This is a genomic window from Paraburkholderia sp. (assembly GCF_024281035.1).
GTDB lineage: Bacteria > Pseudomonadota > Gammaproteobacteria > Burkholderiales > Burkholderiaceae > Paraburkholderia.
Map to the genome: position 1 here is coordinate 1 of NZ_JAMXLH010000004.1, position 17,329 is coordinate 17,329.

At 67.3% G+C, this 17,329-nt stretch carries 19 protein-coding genes; 3 read left to right on the top strand and 16 right to left on the bottom strand.

The window, feature by feature from the left end:
• From Q0L30_RS00380 to Q0L30_RS00410, 7 genes are all read right to left on the bottom strand, one after another.
• A partial coding sequence (locus Q0L30_RS00380) for a dicarboxylate/amino acid:cation symporter (RefSeq protein WP_296649730.1) occupies nt 1–1,192 on the bottom strand: 1,192 nt, incomplete at its 3' end.
• Between the two features lie 330 nt (nt 1,193–1,522).
• A complete protein-coding gene (locus tag Q0L30_RS00385) occupies nt 1,523–2,332 on the bottom strand; it encodes an ABC transporter permease subunit (RefSeq protein WP_296649964.1) in 810 nt (269 codons plus the stop codon).
• A gap of 89 nt (nt 2,333–2,421) precedes the next feature.
• Nucleotides 2,422–3,237: a taurine ABC transporter ATP-binding protein gene (locus tag Q0L30_RS00390; protein ID WP_296649732.1), complete on the bottom strand. Its 816-nt coding sequence runs from the start codon at nt 3,235–3,237 to the stop codon at nt 2,422–2,424.
• Between the two features lie 32 nt (nt 3,238–3,269).
• The gene (gene tauA, locus Q0L30_RS00395; RefSeq protein ID WP_296649734.1) at nt 3,270–4,352 is read right to left on the bottom strand and encodes a taurine ABC transporter substrate-binding protein; all 1,083 of its coding nucleotides are present in this window, start codon (nt 4,350–4,352) and stop codon (nt 3,270–3,272) included.
• Nucleotides 4,353–4,533: 181 nt separating this feature from the next.
• Nucleotides 4,534–5,538 (bottom strand): lipoyl synthase, encoded by a 1,005-nt coding sequence (gene lipA / locus Q0L30_RS00400; RefSeq protein WP_296649736.1) that lies wholly within the window; start codon nt 5,536–5,538, stop codon nt 4,534–4,536.
• Between the two features lie 13 nt (nt 5,539–5,551).
• The gene (lipB, locus tag Q0L30_RS00405) at nt 5,552–6,403 is read right to left on the bottom strand and encodes a lipoyl(octanoyl) transferase LipB (protein WP_296649738.1); all 852 of its coding nucleotides are present in this window, start codon (nt 6,401–6,403) and stop codon (nt 5,552–5,554) included.
• 233 nt (nt 6,404–6,636) lie between these two features.
• Nucleotides 6,637–6,963: a DUF2917 domain-containing protein gene (locus Q0L30_RS00410; protein ID WP_296649740.1), complete on the bottom strand. Its 327-nt coding sequence runs from the start codon at nt 6,961–6,963 to the stop codon at nt 6,637–6,639.
• A 99-nt stretch (nt 6,964–7,062) separates the two neighbouring features.
• On the opposite strand from Q0L30_RS00410, the gene Q0L30_RS00415 reads away from it, so the two are divergent.
• Nucleotides 7,063–8,040 carry a transcriptional regulator GcvA gene (locus tag Q0L30_RS00415; RefSeq protein WP_296649742.1) on the top strand — a complete coding sequence of 326 codons (978 nt, stop codon included), beginning with the start codon at nt 7,063–7,065 and terminating at the stop codon, nt 8,038–8,040.
• Between the two features lie 85 nt (nt 8,041–8,125).
• On the opposite strand, the gene Q0L30_RS00420 is transcribed toward Q0L30_RS00415, so the two are convergent.
• The 9 genes from Q0L30_RS00420 to Q0L30_RS00460 form a co-directional block, all read right to left on the bottom strand.
• Nucleotides 8,126–8,410, bottom strand: a complete 285-nt coding sequence (locus tag Q0L30_RS00420; protein WP_296649744.1) for a DUF493 family protein — start codon at nt 8,408–8,410, stop codon at nt 8,126–8,128.
• Entirely contained in the window at nt 8,407–8,595 is a 189-nt protein-coding gene (locus tag Q0L30_RS00425; RefSeq protein ID WP_296649745.1) for a hypothetical protein, read from the bottom strand. Before Q0L30_RS00425 ends, Q0L30_RS00420 begins: the two co-directional genes overlap by 4 nt.
• Before the next feature lie 10 nt (nt 8,596–8,605).
• Nucleotides 8,606–9,823 (bottom strand): D-alanyl-D-alanine carboxypeptidase family protein, encoded by a 1,218-nt coding sequence (locus Q0L30_RS00430; protein ID WP_296649747.1) that lies wholly within the window; start codon nt 9,821–9,823, stop codon nt 8,606–8,608.
• 450 nt (nt 9,824–10,273) lie between these two features.
• A complete protein-coding gene (locus Q0L30_RS00435) occupies nt 10,274–10,906 on the bottom strand; it encodes an alpha/beta fold hydrolase (RefSeq protein ID WP_296649748.1) in 633 nt (210 codons plus the stop codon).
• A gap of 13 nt (nt 10,907–10,919) precedes the next feature.
• Nucleotides 10,920–11,246, bottom strand: a complete 327-nt coding sequence (locus tag Q0L30_RS00440; protein ID WP_296649750.1) for a (2Fe-2S) ferredoxin domain-containing protein — start codon at nt 11,244–11,246, stop codon at nt 10,920–10,922.
• Between the two features lie 243 nt (nt 11,247–11,489).
• The gene (locus tag Q0L30_RS00445; RefSeq protein WP_296649752.1) at nt 11,490–12,110 is read right to left on the bottom strand and encodes an ABC-type transport auxiliary lipoprotein family protein; all 621 of its coding nucleotides are present in this window, start codon (nt 12,108–12,110) and stop codon (nt 11,490–11,492) included.
• 108 nt (nt 12,111–12,218) lie between these two features.
• The gene (locus Q0L30_RS00450; protein ID WP_296649754.1) at nt 12,219–13,184 is read right to left on the bottom strand and encodes an MlaD family protein; all 966 of its coding nucleotides are present in this window, start codon (nt 13,182–13,184) and stop codon (nt 12,219–12,221) included.
• A 109-nt stretch (nt 13,185–13,293) separates the two neighbouring features.
• Entirely contained in the window at nt 13,294–14,181 is an 888-nt protein-coding gene (locus Q0L30_RS00455; protein ID WP_296649756.1) for an ABC transporter ATP-binding protein, read from the bottom strand.
• On the bottom strand, nt 14,178–15,311 hold the full coding sequence (locus Q0L30_RS00460) for an ABC transporter permease (protein WP_296649758.1): 1,134 nt from the start codon (nt 15,309–15,311) through the stop codon (nt 14,178–14,180). Before Q0L30_RS00460 ends, Q0L30_RS00455 begins: the two co-directional genes overlap by 4 nt.
• Nucleotides 15,312–15,492: 181 nt before the next feature.
• Between Q0L30_RS00460 and Q0L30_RS00465 the strand changes: the two genes are divergently transcribed.
• Together Q0L30_RS00465 and Q0L30_RS00470 are read left to right on the top strand one after the other, a co-directional pair.
• On the top strand, nt 15,493–16,410 hold the full coding sequence (locus Q0L30_RS00465; protein WP_296649760.1) for a biotin--[acetyl-CoA-carboxylase] ligase: 918 nt from the start codon (nt 15,493–15,495) through the stop codon (nt 16,408–16,410).
• Complete coding sequence (locus Q0L30_RS00470; protein ID WP_296649762.1) at nt 16,407–17,303, top strand: type III pantothenate kinase; 897 nt, start codon at nt 16,407–16,409, stop codon at nt 17,301–17,303. Before Q0L30_RS00465 ends, Q0L30_RS00470 begins: the two co-directional genes overlap by 4 nt.
• Nucleotides 17,304–17,329: the final 26 nt, after the last annotated feature.

The following is a 17,329-nucleotide window of genomic DNA, read 5'->3' on the forward strand; positions in this document are numbered from 1 at the left end:
CCACGACCGTCGCCACGCCGTTGCCGACGATGTTGGTCAGCGCACGGCACTCGCTCATGAAGCGGTCGATGCCGAGGATCAGCACCATGCCCGAGAGCGGAATGGTCGGCACCACGGCGAGCGTGGCCGCCAGCGTGATGAAGCCCGCGCCGGTCACGCCGCTCGCGCCCTTCGAGGTCAGCATCGTCACGGCGAGCAGCGTGAGCTGCTGCGTGAGCGTGAGGTCGGTGTTGGTGGCCTGGGCGATGAACAGCACGGCCATCGTCATGTAGATGTTGGTGCCGTCGAGGTTGAACGAATAGCCGGTCGGCACGACGAGGCCCACCACCGAGCGCGAGCAGCCCAGACGCTCGAGCTTCTGCATGAGCTGCGGCAGCGCCGATTCCGAGGAGCTCGTGCCGAGCACGATCAGCATCTCTTCCTTGATGTACGCCACGAAGCGCACGATCGAGAAGCCGACGAAGCGCGCAATCGTGCCGAGCACCACGAGCACGAACACGATGGACGTGAGGTAGAACGTGCCGATCAGCTTGAGCATCGGGATCAGCGAGCCCACGCCGTACTTGCCGATGGTGAACGCCATCGCGCCGAACGCGCCGATGGGTGCGAGCTTCGTGATGATCTTGACGACGCCGAACAGCACGTTCGAGATGCCTTCGATGAACTCGGTCACGACGCGGCCGCGCTCGCCGATCTGCGTGAGCACCGCGCCGAACAGCATCGCGATCAGCAGGATCTGCAGGATCTCGCCTTGCGCGAACGCCGAGGAGATCGTGTCGGGAATGATGTGCATCAGGAAGTCGACCGAACTCGTGCCGTGCGCCTTTTCGGCGAACGAAGCGACCGACTTGGCATCGAGCGTCTTCACGTCGACGTTGAAGCCCGCGCCCGGCTTGAGCACGTGCGTGGCGATCAGACCGAGCAGGAGCGCGAAGGTCGAGACGATCTCGAAGTAGAGCAGCGCCTTGCCGCCCACGCGGCCGACCTTCTTCATGTCTTCCATGCCGGCGATGCCGGTCACGACGGTACAGAAGATGATCGGGCCGATCACCATCTTGATCAGCTTGATGAAGGCTTCGCCGAGCGGCTTCATGTCGACGGCGAGCGCCGGCGAGTAGTGGCCGAGGATGATGCCCACGACGATCGCGAGGATCACCTGGACGTAGAGCACTTTGTGGAGGGGTTTCTTCACGGTTTTTCCTGCATGCAAAAGTAAGCCAATGGCCGAACGCGAGCGGGCGGCGCGAATGGGAGATCCGGGCGGCGTTCGTGCGACGCGTGCCGCAACAGAACGGGGGGAATCAGCGGAATTCGGCGGGGGTATCGGGCATCGACTGTCTCCTTGCTGTAGTTGTGAGGCCTGGGTGGCCATGCACGAAGCATTGCAAGGTTGGTGCCAGACGGCTGGCGTCGCCAAGCCATTGATTTACTTTGATTTTTACGTCGGCCGAGCGGCGGGGAATCCGGATTTCCAGAATTCGGCGCGGGTGGCGTATGGATTTCCGCACGCCTTCCGTAAGCTTCAGCCGCGCCCCTTCCACGGCACGAGACGCCGCTCCAGCGCGCGCATGCCGAGATCGAAGCCCCAGGCAAGGAGGCCGATCAGCACGATGCCCATGACGACGACGTCGGTGCGCAGGAAGCTCGACGCATTGAGCACCATCTGGCCGAGGCCTGCGGTCGCGGCGACCATCTCGGCGGCGACGAGCGTCGTCCAGCCGAAGCCGATCGCGATGCGCAGACCGGTGAGGATCTCCGGCAGCGCGGCGGGCAACACGACGAAGCGCACGATCTGCCAGAAGCTGCCGCCAAGCGAGCTGGCCGCGCGGATCTGCTCGACCGTGGCGCTTCTCGCGCCAGCGCGCGCGGCCATGGCGATCGGCGCGAAGCAGGCGAGAAAGATGACGACGATCTTCGCGGTCTCGTCGATGCCGAACCAGATCACGACGAGCGGCAGATACGCGAGCGGCGGCAGCGGGCGGTAGAACTCCAGCGGCGGATCGAGCAGCCCGCGCGCGACGCGCGAAACGCCCATCAGGATGCCGACGGGAATCGCCGTCGCCGCCGCGAGCGCGAACGCGCCGAACACGCGCAGCACGCTCCAGGCGAGATGCTCGGAGAGCGGCAAGCCGCCTTCGATACGGCCCTGCCAGGCGTCCACGAACGCACGCCAGACGGCTTCGGGCGTCGGCAGAAAGAGCGGCGGCACCCAGTGCAGATGCGTCGCGAGCCACCAGAGGAGCGCAAAGCCCGCGACGGATGCGGCGGAAAGCGCCGCCGTCGAGCCTTCGCCGGGCATGCGCCAGACTTTCGTGCGCTTGGTGGCGCGCATTTCGCTACGTTTGTCGGCGCGCGGTGCGGCGAGCGGCTGTTGTGCAGGCGCTTCCAGCACGGCGTCATGCATCGATTCCTGAGGCACGCTCATCCGTTCCCCCTCATGACCGCGCCAGTCGCGCCCGAGCGTGCGTGCAGCAGACGGATCAGCCGCTCGCGCCACTCGATGAACGCCGCCGACGACTTCACCGCGCGCGCATCGCGCGTCTCCAGATAGCGCCGGGAGAACGGCAGCGCGTATTCATGTTCGATGCGGCCCGGCCCCGGCGTCATCACGATCACGCGCGTCGCGAGAAAGAGCGCTTCCTCGACGTCGTGCGTGATGAAGAACACCGTCTTCTTCGTGCGGCCCCAGAGGTCGAGCACGAGTTCCTGGATCGACTCGCGCGTCATCGCGTCGAGTGCGCCCATCGGCTCGTCCATCAGCAGCATCTGCGGATCGCTCGCGAGCGCGCGCGCGAGTCCCACGCGCTGCTGCATGCCGCCCGAGAGCGCGTAGACGCGCGAGCGCGCATGCGCATCGAGCCCCACGCGCGCAAGCTGCTCGCGGGCGATGCGTTCGCGCTCGGCCTTCGGCACGCGCTGAAAGCGCGGCCCGAGTGCGACGTTGTCGAGCACGTCGAGCCACGGCATCAGCGCATGCTTCTGGAACACGACGCCGCGATCGGCACCCGCTCCCGTCACGCGCGCGCCGTTCACGCACACTTCGCCGTGCGTCGGTTCGATGAAGCCTGCGATGCAGTTGAGCAGCGTGGTCTTGCCGCATCCCGACGCGCCGAGCACCACGACGAACTCACCGGCCTCGACCGCGAGATCGACATGCGCGAGCGCGATGGTGCGCTGCGCGCCGCGCGTCGCGCCTTCGTAGACGACACTCAGGTTGCGGATTTCGAGCGAACTCATGGTGCGGTGCGTTGGTGGCCGTGACGTCGCATTCAATGCGCCGGAACGCGCTGCACGAACTGCGGATCGACGCCCGCCGAATAATCGGGCAGCACGTTCTGGATCGCACCCTGCGCCTTGAGGAACGTTGCGGTGGCAAGGAGCGACTGCGCCGCACCCGACTGCGCGCCGCCGCCGAGCCACGCTGTCGAGGCCTGCTCCGCTGGCGTCGGGAAGGCGTAGAGCGCGAGGCTCGCGGGCACATCCTGCGGGTTCGCGCCGGACGCTTTCGCAATGGCTGCGACCTGCGGCGACGCGGCGGTCCATGCGGCGCCATGGGCACGATGGGCGCGGTAATCGGCATCGGCGGCGGCGAGCACGCTCACGAACTTCGCCATGAAATCGGCGTTGTCCTTCGCGAAGCGGCGATCGGCGACGAAGCCGTCGAAGGTCGCCTTGCCCGTCGCCTTCGCTACCTGCCCCGACGTGATCAGCACGCGGCCGTTCTTTTTCACCTGCGCGAGCACCGGATCCCAGATCCAGGTCGCGTCGATGTCGCCGCGCTGCCAGGCCGCCGCGACTTCGGGCGGGCGCAGGTTGACGATCTTCACGTCGGCGGGATTGACGCCTGCGTGTTCGAGCGCGACGAGCGTATGGAAATGCGACGTCGACACGAACGGCACGCCGACCGTCTTGCCCTTGAGCGCGGCCACGCTCGTGATGCCGGAGCCGTTGCGTGCGACGAGCGCTTCGGCGTCGTTGATGTTGTCGAGGATCCAGAAGAGCGAAATATCGACGCCCTGCGACAGCCCCGCCGCAATCGGGCTCGATCCCGCTTCGCCGAGTTGCGCGGAACCCGATGCGAGCGCACGGATCACCTCCGCGCCGCTTGCGAACTTGCGATAAGTGACCTTGTAGCCGGTTGCCTTTTCGACGAGGCCCGTCGCCTGCGCATAGCGCCACGGCAACACCAGATCCTGGCAGGCGATCACGACTTCGTGCCGGGCGTCGGCGGCATGTGCAACGCCCGCACCGAACGTCGCAACCGTCGCGACCAGCGCGACAGCCACGGCCAGTGAGGCCAGCGAGTCCACTACACGCCGCGCGAAGCGTGACGAGGCGAGGGCAGGTGTCATCGATACAGATTCCGTACGCAAAGGCATATCGTGCACCGCTAGCGCGCCGCGCATAGGCGCAAAAAAGCCCGCGTTTAGCGGGCTATTCGGAGCATGAGCGGAGAATGAGCGAAGGATGAGCCGCGCTGCCTGCACGCGGCTGACCCGATGCTTTCGGCACGGCTTTCACGGTGCCTTTCGATCAGACGACGCCTGCGCCCTTCGCCTGCAGATCGGCGTGATAGCTCGAACGCACCATCGCGCCAACGGCGGCGTGCGTGAAGCCCATCTTGTACGCCTCTTCCTCGAACATCTTGAACGTGTCGGGATGCACATACGCGCGCACCGGCAGGTGGTGCTCCGAAGGCTGCAGATACTGGCCGATCGTCAGCATTTCGACGTCGTGCGCGCGCAGGTCGCGCATCACCTGAAGCAGTTCTTCGGTGGTTTCGCCGAGACCCACCATCAGGCCCGACTTCGTCGCGACATTGGGATGCTGCGCCTTGAAGTCCTTCAGGAGCTTGAGCGAGTGGGCGTAATCCGCACCCGGGCGCGCTTCCTTGTAGAGGCGCGGCACCGTTTCGAGGTTGTGGTTCATCACGTCGGGCGGCGCGGTGTTCAGGACTTCGAGCGCGCGCTCCAGACGGCCGCGGAAATCAGGCGTGAGGATTTCGATGCGCGTGAGCGGCGAATGCTCGCGCACCTGGCGGATGCATTCGACGAAATGGCCGGCGCCGCCGTCACGCAGGTCGTCGCGGTCGACGCTCGTGATCACGACGTACTTGAGCTTGAGCGCGGCGATCGCGCGCGCGAGCTTGCCCGGTTCTTCCTGGTCGAGCGGATCGGGACGGCCGTGGCCGACGTCGCAGAACGGGCAGCGGCGCGTGCACTTGTCGCCCATGATCATGAACGTCGCGGTGCCGTGGCCGAAGCATTCGCCGATGTTCGGGCAGCTCGCCTCTTCGCACACCGTGTTCAGGTTGTGCTCGCGCAGAATGTTCTTGATCTCGTAGAAGCGCGAATTGCCGGTGGCCGCCTTCACGCGGATCCACTCGGGCTTCTTGAGCTTCTCGACGGGGATGATCTTGATCGGAATGCGCGCGGTCTTGGCCTGCGCCTTCTGTTTCACGGTGGCGTCGTACGGAGCGGCGTCGGTAGCAGGTTTGTCTGCGGCGTTCGCGCCGGAGGTGGGCGTTGCGTCAGTCATTCTGTCGATCCATTCAGGCAGCGGGTGCGTCGCCGGCCTGCGATTGCGGCGGTTGTCCGCCTGAGGCCGCCTGCGCGGCCGGGTCCACAGCGGCCGCTTCGGCTGCCGGGTCTGTGGCAGCCGCTTCGGCCACCGAAAGAGTGGGAGCGAGATGCGTGAGCGCATGCCCGCCGAAATTCGCTTCGAGCCGCGCAGCGAGCGTTGCAGCCACGTCGCGCCAGCTCGCGGCGACGCCAAGCGTTGCCATATCGACGGTTTCGAGGCCCGCATAACCACACGGATTGATCGCAAGGAACGGGCTCAGGTCCATCGACACGTTCAGGCTCACGCCGTGATAGCTGCAGCCGTTGCGGATCTTGAGGCCAAGCGCGGCGACCTTCGCGCCGACGTGCGCGGCGCTCGCGCCCGGCGCTCCTTCCGGTACGTATATTCCGGGCGCGCCGGCCTTGCGAATACCCGCGAGATTATACGCCGCCAGGGTTTGGATGACGGACTCCTCGATGAGCGTGACCAGCTCGCGCACCATCAGCCTGCGGCGGCGAAGATCGAGCAGCAGATAGGCGACCACCTGGCCCGGGCCGTGATACGTGATCTGGCCGCCCCGGTCGATCTGCACGAGCGGGATACCACTGTCGGCGATAAGGAGATGCTCGGGCTTGCCCGCCTGGCCCAGCGTGAAAACCGGCGGATGCTCGACGAGCCAGATTTCGTCGGGCGTCTCGTCGCTGCGGGCGGCGGTGAACTCGCGCATGGCGTCGAAGCTCGTCTGATACGGCTCGACGCCGCGCCAGCGCAGCACGATGGGCGCGATGGACACGCTAGATGTGACGGGCGCGGGATTCGCTGGTGAGACCGGCTCCGGCATATCGGAGTCGGATTGGAGGGGCAGAGATGAAACCGGGGTGGCGCACATGGTTTCGGGAGTTTACCGAAATCGGCGCGCCCGCGCCCGACATCAAAATGGGGCCGGTGAGGTAGCGTTGCAGGAACACCGAAGCAACGATGAAGCAACGCAGAAGCAACGCAGAAGCAACGATCAGGCGGCGAACCCGGCGGGCGCGCGGCGTTGCCCACCGCGCGCCGCCCTGCCGCAAGACCTCAGATCGTGCGCCAGCCGTCGCCCGCGTGCACGCCGAAGCGGGCTGCGGCGCGCGTCACCGCGTCGACCACCTGCTCGCGCACGTTCGCGGGCGAAGCGAACGCCACCCACGCGGGCTGGCCGCCTTCCGCGCCGATCCACAGGCGCTCGCCGCGCCGCAGCCGCACCGTGTGGCCCGGTTCGAGCCAGTAGTCGGCCGTGTCGTCGCTGCGCGTGAGCCAGACCGCGCCGCAGCGCACCGTGATCCGCGTGCTGCGCGCCACACGCACCGACGCGACCTGCCCGTTGGGTACTTCAAACGTGATATCCGAGGAAATCTCTCTCATTTCTGCCTCCGACGGTGCTGCATCAATGGCTACAATCGTAGACACATCAAGGGTTTGGGCAAAACGATCAATTTTCACGGCTATGTGAGAAAAACTACGATGGATCTCCGCCAGCTTCCGGCGCTGAACGCCCTGAAGGCGTTCGAGGCCGCCGCCCGTCACGAAAGCTTTTCGCGCGCCGCCGACGAACTCTTCGTCACGCACGGCGCGGTCAGCCATCAAATCCGCGCGCTCGAAACCGAACTCGGCGTCGCCCTCTTCGCGCGCGACGGCAAGCGCGTGCGCCTCACCGAAACCGGCCGCCGCTACGCCGCCCAGGTGCACGACGCACTCTCGCAGCTCGCCCGCGCCACCCAGGAGATCCGCGCGGGCGACCGCGAGCGGCGCCTCGTGGTGTCGATGCTCTCGTCGTTCGCCGCGCGTTGGGTCACGCCGCGCATCGGCCGCTTTATCGAGGCGCATCCGCAGTGGGACGTCGAACTGCAATCGACGAACCAGCTCACCGATTTCGCGCGCGACGATGTCGACGTGGCGATCCGTTTCGGCTACGGCCACTATCCAGGCCTGCATGCGGAGCTGCTGCTCGACGAGATCTACTTTCCGGCCTGCTCGCCCCATTTCCGCGGCGGCAAGCTGCCCTCCGATCCGCACGAGCTGGCCGACCTGCCGCTGCTGCGCTCGGACGACGAACTCTGGCGGCCGTGGTTCGACGCGGCGGGCCTCGCCGATGTACCGGAGCCCAAACGCGGCGTGCTCTATCAGGATTCGTCGAACCTGCTGCAAGCCGCGATGGACGGCCAGGGCGTCGCGCTCGTGCGGCGCTCGCTCGCGATGCACGAGATCACGCTCGGGCGCCTCGTGCGGCTTTTCAAGGACATCGACGGCCCGAGCCCGTGGCGCTACTACTTCATCTGCACGCCGCAGCGCATGCAAACCGAGCGCGTGCAGGCGTTCCGCGACTGGGTCTTCGATGAAGTCGCGCGCTTTCGGCGGCTCTATGAGGATGCGTGCGAAGCCGGTCCGTTGATGACGGCCGCCGCCGCTGCGTGGCGCGAGCGGTCCGGCGAGATGCCGTGAGCGGAGCCTGAACACGTACGGAAAGCGGTAAACGCAACAAGGGCCGCCCAGGGCGGCCCTTGTTTCAACAACACGATGCGCGCGGTTACAGCACGATCTTCACCATCGGATGACCCGTGAGCGCGCGGTAGATATCGTCCAGATGCGTCTGGCTCGTCACGCGCACCGTCACCGTGAGGCCGGTGTAATTGCCGCCGCTCGACGGACGCACTTCAATTGCGGTTGCGTCGAACCCGTTATCGAACGTGCGGATCACCATCGCGATGGTCTGCTCGAATTCCGGGTGCGTCTTGCCCATCACCTTGATCGGGAAGTCGCACGGAAACTTGATCAGCGATTCTTTCGGACTGGCGTTCTGCGCCTCGTTCATTTTTCCACTCCTTGCAGCGATGCAGCCGCGATAGTCTGATTGCGCGGCGCGAGCGCCTCGATGGCCGCCCGCGCCTTCGCGCGCTGGTACGCCACGTAGTTCGCCACGCAGAGCGCCGCACAAACCGGCACCGGCTTGCCGCCGCCGACGGCGCGGCCGTCGAGCGTCAGCGAGTGAGCGCTCATTCCCCGCCGCTTACTTCTTGCTGACCATGAGCATCAGCGAATCCCACACGCGGCCCACGACGCCGGCCTGCGGCACCGTATGGAGCGCGACCACCGGAACCTGCGCGAGCACCTTGCCGTCGGCGCCGACGAACTTCGCCGTGCCGACCTGCTGACCGTCCGCGATCGGCGCGATCAGCGGGCTCGTGAGTTCGAGCTGCGGCTTCGCGTTGCTGACGGCGCCCTTCGGCAGCGTCACGTACTCGTCCTTCTTCACGCCGACCGATACCGAATCCGCCTGGCCCTTGAACACGCGCGGCGTCGCGATCGCCTGGTTCGCCTTATAGATACGCGTGCTGTCGTAAGCGGAATAGCCGTAGTTCAGCATCTTCATGCTGTCCTCGACGCGGTCGTGCTCCTTGTTCTCGCCCATCATCACCGAGACGAGACGGCGCGCGCCGCCGTCGGCCAGCGGACGCTTCGCCGACGCGATCAGGCAGTAGCCCGCAGCCTGGGTGTGGCCGGTCTTCAGACCGTCGACGGTCGGATCGATCCACAGCAGGCGGTTGCGGTTCGGCTGCTTGATGTTGTTGTACTTGAATTCCTTGACCGAGAAGATGCCGTAGTACTCGGGATAGTCGCGGATCAGGTGGGTCGAGAGCGTCGCGAGGTCGCCGGCCGTCGTGTAGTGCTGCGGATCGGGCATGCCGTTCACGTCGGCGAAGTGCGTGTGCGCCATGCCGAGCTTCTGCGCCTCGGCGTTCATCATGTTCACGAAGTTCGGCTCGGAGCCGCCGACCAGTTCGGCGAGCGCGATGGCCGCGTCGTTGCCCGACTGCACGATCATGCCGTACACGAGGTCGTGCACGGAGACCGGCTTGTTCGGCTCGATGAACATGCGCGATTCGTCGGTTTTCACACGGCGCACGCCTTCGCTCGGCATGACGACCTGGTCCATCGAGATCTTCTTCGACTGCAGCGCCTCGAACACGAGGTAGGCCGTCATCAGCTTGGTGAGCGACGCCGGTTCGGCGCGCTCGTCGGGGTTGCCCGAAGCGAGGACCTGGTTCGCCGTGGCGTCGACGAGCACCCACGAGCGCGCGTTCACCGCGGGCGGCGGCACCTGCGCGAAGGCGCTGGCCGACGCAAGCAGCGACGCCGGCAACAGGGCGCCGAGCGTGACGTTACGAACGAGCGAAGGGGAAACGAAAGCGAAGGAAGACGATTGGCCGGAGGAGAGAAAACGCATAGGTTCGTGTCGGGCTGGATGAACGTTGCGCGCCATGCGGCGCACAGGTTGGGAGTGCCGGTGAGCGGATGCGCGACACCGCGAAGCCGGCGCAAAAGGCGAGCGTTGGACCGGCTGCGCAGCAAGAAGGTTCGCGCGCGGCGCAGAGTGCGCACAAGCGGGTCACACGGCGCCCGAGCGCGGCGAACCGCGGGCCGAGACATCCACAAAAAGAACGGCCATTATACGCGCGGCGTTGCGGCATTTTTGTGCGAAAACCGCTTCTGCGCAGACCTGTCGTGAGTTTTTTTCGCGCGGCGGGCGCGACGTTTTTGCGGACGCGTATCAACACGAACCGGGCGAAACCGGTCCGCGGCAAACCCGCGCGAGCGCGCGGGTCGCCAGGAAAAAACGGGGACGATTGCGGACGGCGGGCAGCGAGCGGGGAACAAGCGGGCAGAAGGCGAACGCCTAGCGCCAGGCCTCGACGATGATGCGCTTGAGGATGTGAAGCTTGCGGTGCAGGAAATGTTCCGCCCCCGGAATCACGACCACGGGCAGTTCCTGCGGGCGCGCCCATTCGAAGACGGAGAGGATCGGCACGGTGTCGTCGAGTTCGCCGTGCACGACGAGCGTGGTGTCGGGCACCGGCGCGACCTCCCAGCGGCTCGCCGCCGTGCCGACGAACACCATGCGCTCGATCGCGCCGCCCGCTTCGACGTAGCGCTTCGCGACATGCGACAGCACGAAGGTGCCGAACGAGAAGCCTGCGAGCACGAGCGGCACGTCGGCCTGGCCCGGTTGCGCGCGCATGTACGCGATGAGTTCGAGCAGGTCGTCCTGCTCGCCGATGCCGTTGTCGTGCGTGCCCGCGCTCGCGCCTACGCCGCGAAAATTCGAGCGGTATGTCGTGTAGCCGAGCTGCACGAGCGTGCGAGCGAGCGTCTGCGCGACCTTGTTGTCCATCGTGCCGCCGAAGAGCGGATGCGGGTGCGCGACGAGCGCGATGCCGCGCACCGGCTTGCCCGCATCGGGGCGGTCGAGCGCGCATTCGATTGGTCCGGCCGGTCCGCCGATGGTGAACTTCTGAGTCTGTGCATTCATCGTGCGGCAGTCCTCAGCGGTCGATCTTCAGGCGCTCGACCACCTGGCCGTTCTGCAGATGCGAGACGACGATTTCCTCGATGTCGGTCTCGTCGACGTAGGTGTACCACGTGCCCTCCGGGTACACGACGATCGTCGGACCCTCTTCGCAGCGGTCGAGACAGCCCGCCTTGTTGATGCGCACCTTCCCCGGGCCGGCCAGGCCCAGTTCCTTCACGCGTTTTTTCGCGTATTCCTGCATCGACTGGGCGCCGCAGTTCGCGCAGCACGGGCGCTCGGCGCCGGGCTCGCGCTGGTTCAGGCAGAAAAAGACGTGGTACTTGTAGAACGAATCGGTCATGGCGTGGGGTCGCGTGGCGAAGTGTGGAATAGCGAGGAGAACGCGGCGCGGGCCGCGCGGGGCGTGACGCACGTCCGCGTGGCCGGGTTTGGCCTGGTCTGACATGCGGTGACCGGGTGTGGCGCGCGAAGGCGTGCGGCGTAGCGGATGCCGAAGATTATAGCGAGCGCGGCGGGATCGCTCCTGCGCGCGCCCGGGCCGCTCGCGCGCGGCCGCCGGCGCGCCGCGACGTCACGGCATTCGTCATGGTGAATCGGCCAGTTGCTGGGTGCCCAGCCACGCGCCGACCTGGCCCACGAAATCGTCGCTCGCCGCCGCGAGCGCACGCACGCCGCCAGCGGCATCGGGCGAACTGGCCGGTACGCGCGCGACGAACGCGCGCTGCGCGACCACCTTGCCGCCCTGAATCAGCGTCGCGCGCGCGGTGAGCACGCCGAAGCTTTCGGTCGCGCTGCTGAACACCTGCTCGAACTCGTCGAGTTCGACCTTGAGCATCGGCGCCTGCACGGCGTCGGCGCCCGAGAGCACCGTCGCGTGCGCGCCGAGCGAGGTGCGCAGGCGCATCGTGAGCAGACGCGCGGGCGACATCGTCCAGCGGCTGTGCGCGTAGCGCCCCGTGCGCTGCGCATCGGTGCTCAGGCGATAGAGGATGCCGTCGTTGTCGAGCGGCGGCGGCGCGCTCACTTCGAGCACCTTGAGCGGCGGCAGTGCGCCCGCCGCCGGCGTCATGGATACCGGGCCGAGATCGTAGCGGCTCTCGTTGAGCGCGGACGCACGGCCCGCACAGGCCGCGACGAGCGCGGCGGCGGCGAGCGCCACGAGTGCCGTCAGGGCGGCGCGGCGAGAGAAGATCGAGCGTGACATTGCAATTCCTTCTGGGTCGTGCGGGGACGCGCTTCATGCATCCGAGGTCATACGGCTGCGCCTCGTTTTGCGCCTCGTGTTGCGCCGCGTGTTACGTCACTTTCCACATCACTTTCCGCCCGCGGCCGCGGGCCACGCGAAGCCCGGCTCGCCCGGCCCCGGCGTGGGCAGCGGTGCGCCGCCGAACAGCAGGCTGGTCGGACTCGTGCTGAACGTGCCCGCCGCGCGGTCCACCGAGCGCATCGCCGAGCGCACGTCGTCGGTCAGCGAATTCACGCGCGGCAGCGTGTCGTAGCCGAGGCGCGCGGACAAATCGTCAATCGACGCGTTCATCGACTGCAGCGCCGTGCCCGCCCGCTCCGCCGCCGTGCCGGCCTTGTTCAGGTTCGTCTGGAACGGGCCGTCCGGGCGGTTCACGTTCTGGATCAGCTGGTTCGTCGACTGCAGCGTGCGCTGCAGGTCGGCGACCGTCGCGGGCAGGCGGCGCGTCGTCGGCTCGAGCTGCTTCGCGAGCGTGTTCGCGCTGTCGGCGGCCTGCTGCAGGCTCGTGACGGTCGCCATCATCTGCTGGCGATTCGGCTCGGACAGCAGTGCGTCGAGGTCGTCGGCGACGCTATCGAGCTTGCGAACGAGCGCCTCGCCGCGCCGTTGCAACTGGTCGAGCAGGCCCGGGTGCAACGGCAGTTGCGCAACGTGCGCCGCCGAAGAATGCAGCGGCGACAGGTCTTGCCCCGTATCGTCGAGCTGCACGAACGCAATGCCCGTCACGCCCTGCAGCGCGAGCGTGCCGAACGTCGAGTGCGTGATCGGCGCCTTCTGGTCGACGAGGATGCGGATCACGATCTGCCCCGGCTTGTGCGGATCGAAGCTGATCGAGCGCACCTTGCCGACGTCGAGACCGCGATAGCGCACGGCCGCGTCCGGGGAGAGGCCCGTCACGTTCGAGTGCGAAATCAGGTCGTACGGCACACGCACGACGTGGTCGGCGCTGAAGAAGAACACCACCAGCGCGATCACGACCAGCAGGCCGATCGTGAACAACCCGGCCCAGAACGCATGCGGTTTGTTTTCCATCGTCAGATTCCTTCGTTGGCGGCGGCTGCCAGCCAGGCCGCGCTACGTATTGCGTACTCAGCCGCGTATTCAGCCGCGCATTCAGCCGCATACCCGGCTGCACACCGCGTCAGCATGGACCGCCTCCCATCGAGCCGAACGCCGGCGCGAGCGCGGCGCGCGGCAGCTTCGCGCGGCGCTCGGGCGGCAGCGCCTGCAACGCGCGCCGTCCGCGCATGCCCAGAAAATATTCGCGAATGAACGGGTCATCCACGCCCGCCACTTCTTCCACCGGCGCCGCAATCAGCACGCGCCGCTCGGCGAGCACCGCCACGCGCGTGGAGAGCGCGACCATCGCATCGAGGTCGTGCGTGACCAGCACGACCGTGAGCCCGAGCGCGCGGTGCAGCGTGCTGATCAGATCCACCACTTCGTCCGACGAGCGCGGGTCGAGCCCCGCCGTCGGTTCGTCGAGAAACAGCAGTTCGGGTTCGAGCACGATCGCGCGCGCGAGGCCCACGCGCTTGACCATCCCGCCCGAAAGCGCCGCCGGCATCTTCGACGCGTGCTTGCACGGCAGCCCCACCATTTCCAGCTTGAGCATCACGATGTCACGCAGCAGGTCGGCGGGCACCTTGCCCAGCTCGCGCACCGGCTGCGCGATGTTGTCGAATACTGTCAGCGACGAAAAAAGCGCGCCGTGCTGGAACAGCATGCCCGTGCGCGTGCGCATGAGGCGCATGTCTTCGGCGCCGACCTTCGCGAGGTCCTCGCCGAACATATGGATCGTGCCCGAGTTCGGCTTTTCGAGCCCGAGGATCTGCCGCACGAGCGTCGTCTTGCCCGAGCCCGAGCCGCCGACGATCGTCACGATCTCGCCGCGCCGGATATCGAGATTCAGATGCTGGTGCACGATGTTGCGGCCGTAGCGCTTGGTGAGGTTGTGCACCTCGATCACCGGCTCGCCGATGGCGGGCAGCGGCAGATCGCGCACGGCCTCCTTGAGCGGCGTGCTCATGAGAGCCCCACGTTCTGGAACAGGATCGCGAAGACGGCATCGGCGAGGATGACGATCGTGATCGACGTGACGACCGACGTCGTCGTGCCCTCGCCGAGGCTTTGCGAATTCGCCTTGATGCGAAAGCCGAAGTGACAGCCGACGAGCGCAATGAGCATGCCGAACGCCACGCCCTTGCCGAGGCCGATCCACAGGTTCGCCATCGGCACGACGCTCGGCAGCGACCGCGCGAAGTACGACATGTCGATGCCGAGCACGAGGCTCGCCGAGAGCGCGCCGCCGAGGAGCGCGATGATGTCGGTCCAGATGACGAGCAGCGGCATCGCGACGCCGAGCGCCACGACGCGCGGCAAAATCAGGCGCAGTCCGTGCGAGATGCCCATGACGCGCATGGCGTCGAGTTCCTCGGTCACGCGCATCACGCCGATCTGCGCGGTGATGGCCGAGCCCGAGCGCCCCGCCACGAGAATCGCGGCCAGCACCGGCCCGAGTTCGCGGATCACGGCGAGGCCGAGGATGTTGACGATGTACTGGTTCGCGCCGAAGAGCCGCAATTGCTGCGCGGACAGATACGACAGCACGATGCCGATCAGGAACGCGACGAGTGCCGTGATCGGCAGCGCGCGCGCACCGGCGTTGTAGATGTTCGAGGAGATCTCGATCCACGGCATGATCTTTGGCCGGCGCAATACGCGCAGCAGGTCGAGGACCACGCGCCCGAGCATGCCGATGCCGCCGTAGAGGTGATCGAGGAACGAGAAGATCCCGAGGCCGAACTGCGTGACCGGATCGACGCGGATCACCTTCTCCACCGGTTCGCGCACCGAGTCGAGCAGCGCGATCCGGTTGAAGATGTCGCGCTGGGTGTCGGTGAGCGCGACGAGGTCGGGCGGCAGCTTGTGCCCCCAGACACGCCAGAGCGCCTGGCCGCCGACGTGATCCATGTGATCGACGCGCGAGAGATCCCATTGGCCGACGTGCTCTTTGGCGAGCGCGCGCAGGCGCACCGCGGCGCCGCCCAGTTCGCGATCGCGCGCAAGGGCGAGCGCGGTCCACTGGCCGGAGAGGCGAACGATCTTTCCGTGGGTACCGGCCGCGATGTCGAGGCCGGGCGGCGTCTCTTGAGTCAAGGTCGTCGAAATGACGGGAGAAGGTGAACAATCATTGTAGCGAACGCGCCCCCTTTCGGCGGTCGCAGCGCACAGGGCCGAGGGGCTTTCCCGGGGTGCTCTCCCGGGGTGCTCTCTATCTACACGCTCGCCGCCCGGCTGGAACGGTTCCGCGGCGGCGCCACCTACTACAATACCGCTCATGAACGCGAAGCCCCCTTCCCCCGCTACCCCCGCGACCCCGCCCGCCGACGACTGGCGCATCGACCGCGAGCGCGCGGTCAGGCTGTTCGGCCCGGCTGCCCACGACTGGCCCATCGAGATCGTCGAGGAAACCGGCTCGACCAACGCCGATCTGATGACGCGCCTGAAGGCACTGCCGCAGCGGCGCAACGCGCTCGCACGGCCGATCGTGCGCGTCGCCTACCTGCAGACCGCAGGGCGTGGCCGGCGCGGACGCAGTTGGGTCGCGCAGCCCGGCGACGCGCTGCTGTTCTCGCTCGCGTGCGTGCTGCCGCGTCCGATCGAGGGCCTCGCGGGCCTGAGTCTCGCAATCGGTTCGGCGCTCGTCGACGGTCTGCGCACGCTGCCCGTCGCCGCGCCCGGCCAGATCGCGCTCAAGTGGCCGAACGACGTGCTGCTCGAAGGCGACAAGCTGGTCGGCATCCTTGTCGAGACCGCGTGGAGCACGCCGAGCGCGACGGCGGTCGTGATCGGCATCGGCACGAATGTGCGCGGCGCCGACAATCTCGCCGCGAAAGTCCGCGCGCTGAACGCGAGCGCCGACGCGCCGCCCGTGCCGGGCACGACGCCCACGGCGCTCTCGCGCGTGTGGCCGAACGCGAACCTGACCGACACGCTCGCCGCCGAACTCAACGCCCTCGAATCCGCGCTGCAACGCTTCGGCCAGTCGGGCTTCGCGCCGTTTCAGGCGCGCTGGAACGCGTGCCACGCATATGCGGGCCGCGAGGTGGTGCTGTTCGAGCAGGGCAAGGAACTGATGCGCGGCGTGGCGGTTGGCGTGGACGAGCGCGGTCAGTTGCTTGTCGATACCGCGCAGGGCCGCGAAGCCGTCACGACCGGCGATATCTCGCTGCGGATCGCGGACGGCGGCGCATGAAGCGCGCGCCGAGTCGTTCGCCGGATCGTTCGCCGAGTCGTTCATCGAATCAGCCGCCGTATTTGCTCATCGATGCGGGCAATAGCCGGATCAAGTGGGCTGTCGCCGATGCTGCGGGCGTGCTCGCGCATGCAGGCGCGGCGAGCCACGACAGCCTGCAGGACAACGTGCAGGGCGACGTGCAGTCGCTTCCGGGCTGGTCGAATCTGCCTGCGCCCGCCAGCGCGTGGATCTCGAATGTTGCGGGCGATGCCGTTGCGCAGCGGATCGACGCGCTCATCGAGGCGCAATGGCCGGGTCTGCCGCGCACGGTGATTCGCGCACGCGCGCAGCAATGCGGCGTGACCAATGGCTACACGACGCCCGATGCGCTCGGCAGCGACCGCTGGGCCGGCATGATCGGCGCACGTGCAGCGTTTCCGGACGAGCCGCTCCTGATCGCGACGCTCGGGACGGCCACGACGCTGGAGGCATTGCGTGCGGACGGCACCTTCGTCGGCGGACTGATCGCGCCGGGCTGGTCGCTGATGATGCGCTCGCTCGGCGAGCACACCGCGCAGTTGCCGGTGCTCAATGCGCTCGATGCGCGCGCTGCGGGCGGGCCGACGGTTGGTGACAGCAGTGGTAACAGCAGCAGCGGCGCAAATGACGCGCAGCACGGCCTGCCGTTCGCCACCGATACGAAGCGCTCGATCGCGGCGGGCTGTGCGCTCGCGCAGGCGGCGCTGATCGAGCGCGCGTGGGCGGACCTGGAGCACGCGTGGCATGCTCCGGTGCGGCTGGTGGTGAGCGGCGGCGCGGCAGCCGAAGTGACAGCGGCGCTCAAGGTGCCGCATACTCGGCACGATGCGCTTGTGCTCGCGGGCCTTGCGCTGATCGCGGCGCAAGCCTGAGCGCCGGGCGTCGAAAGAAACAAGCG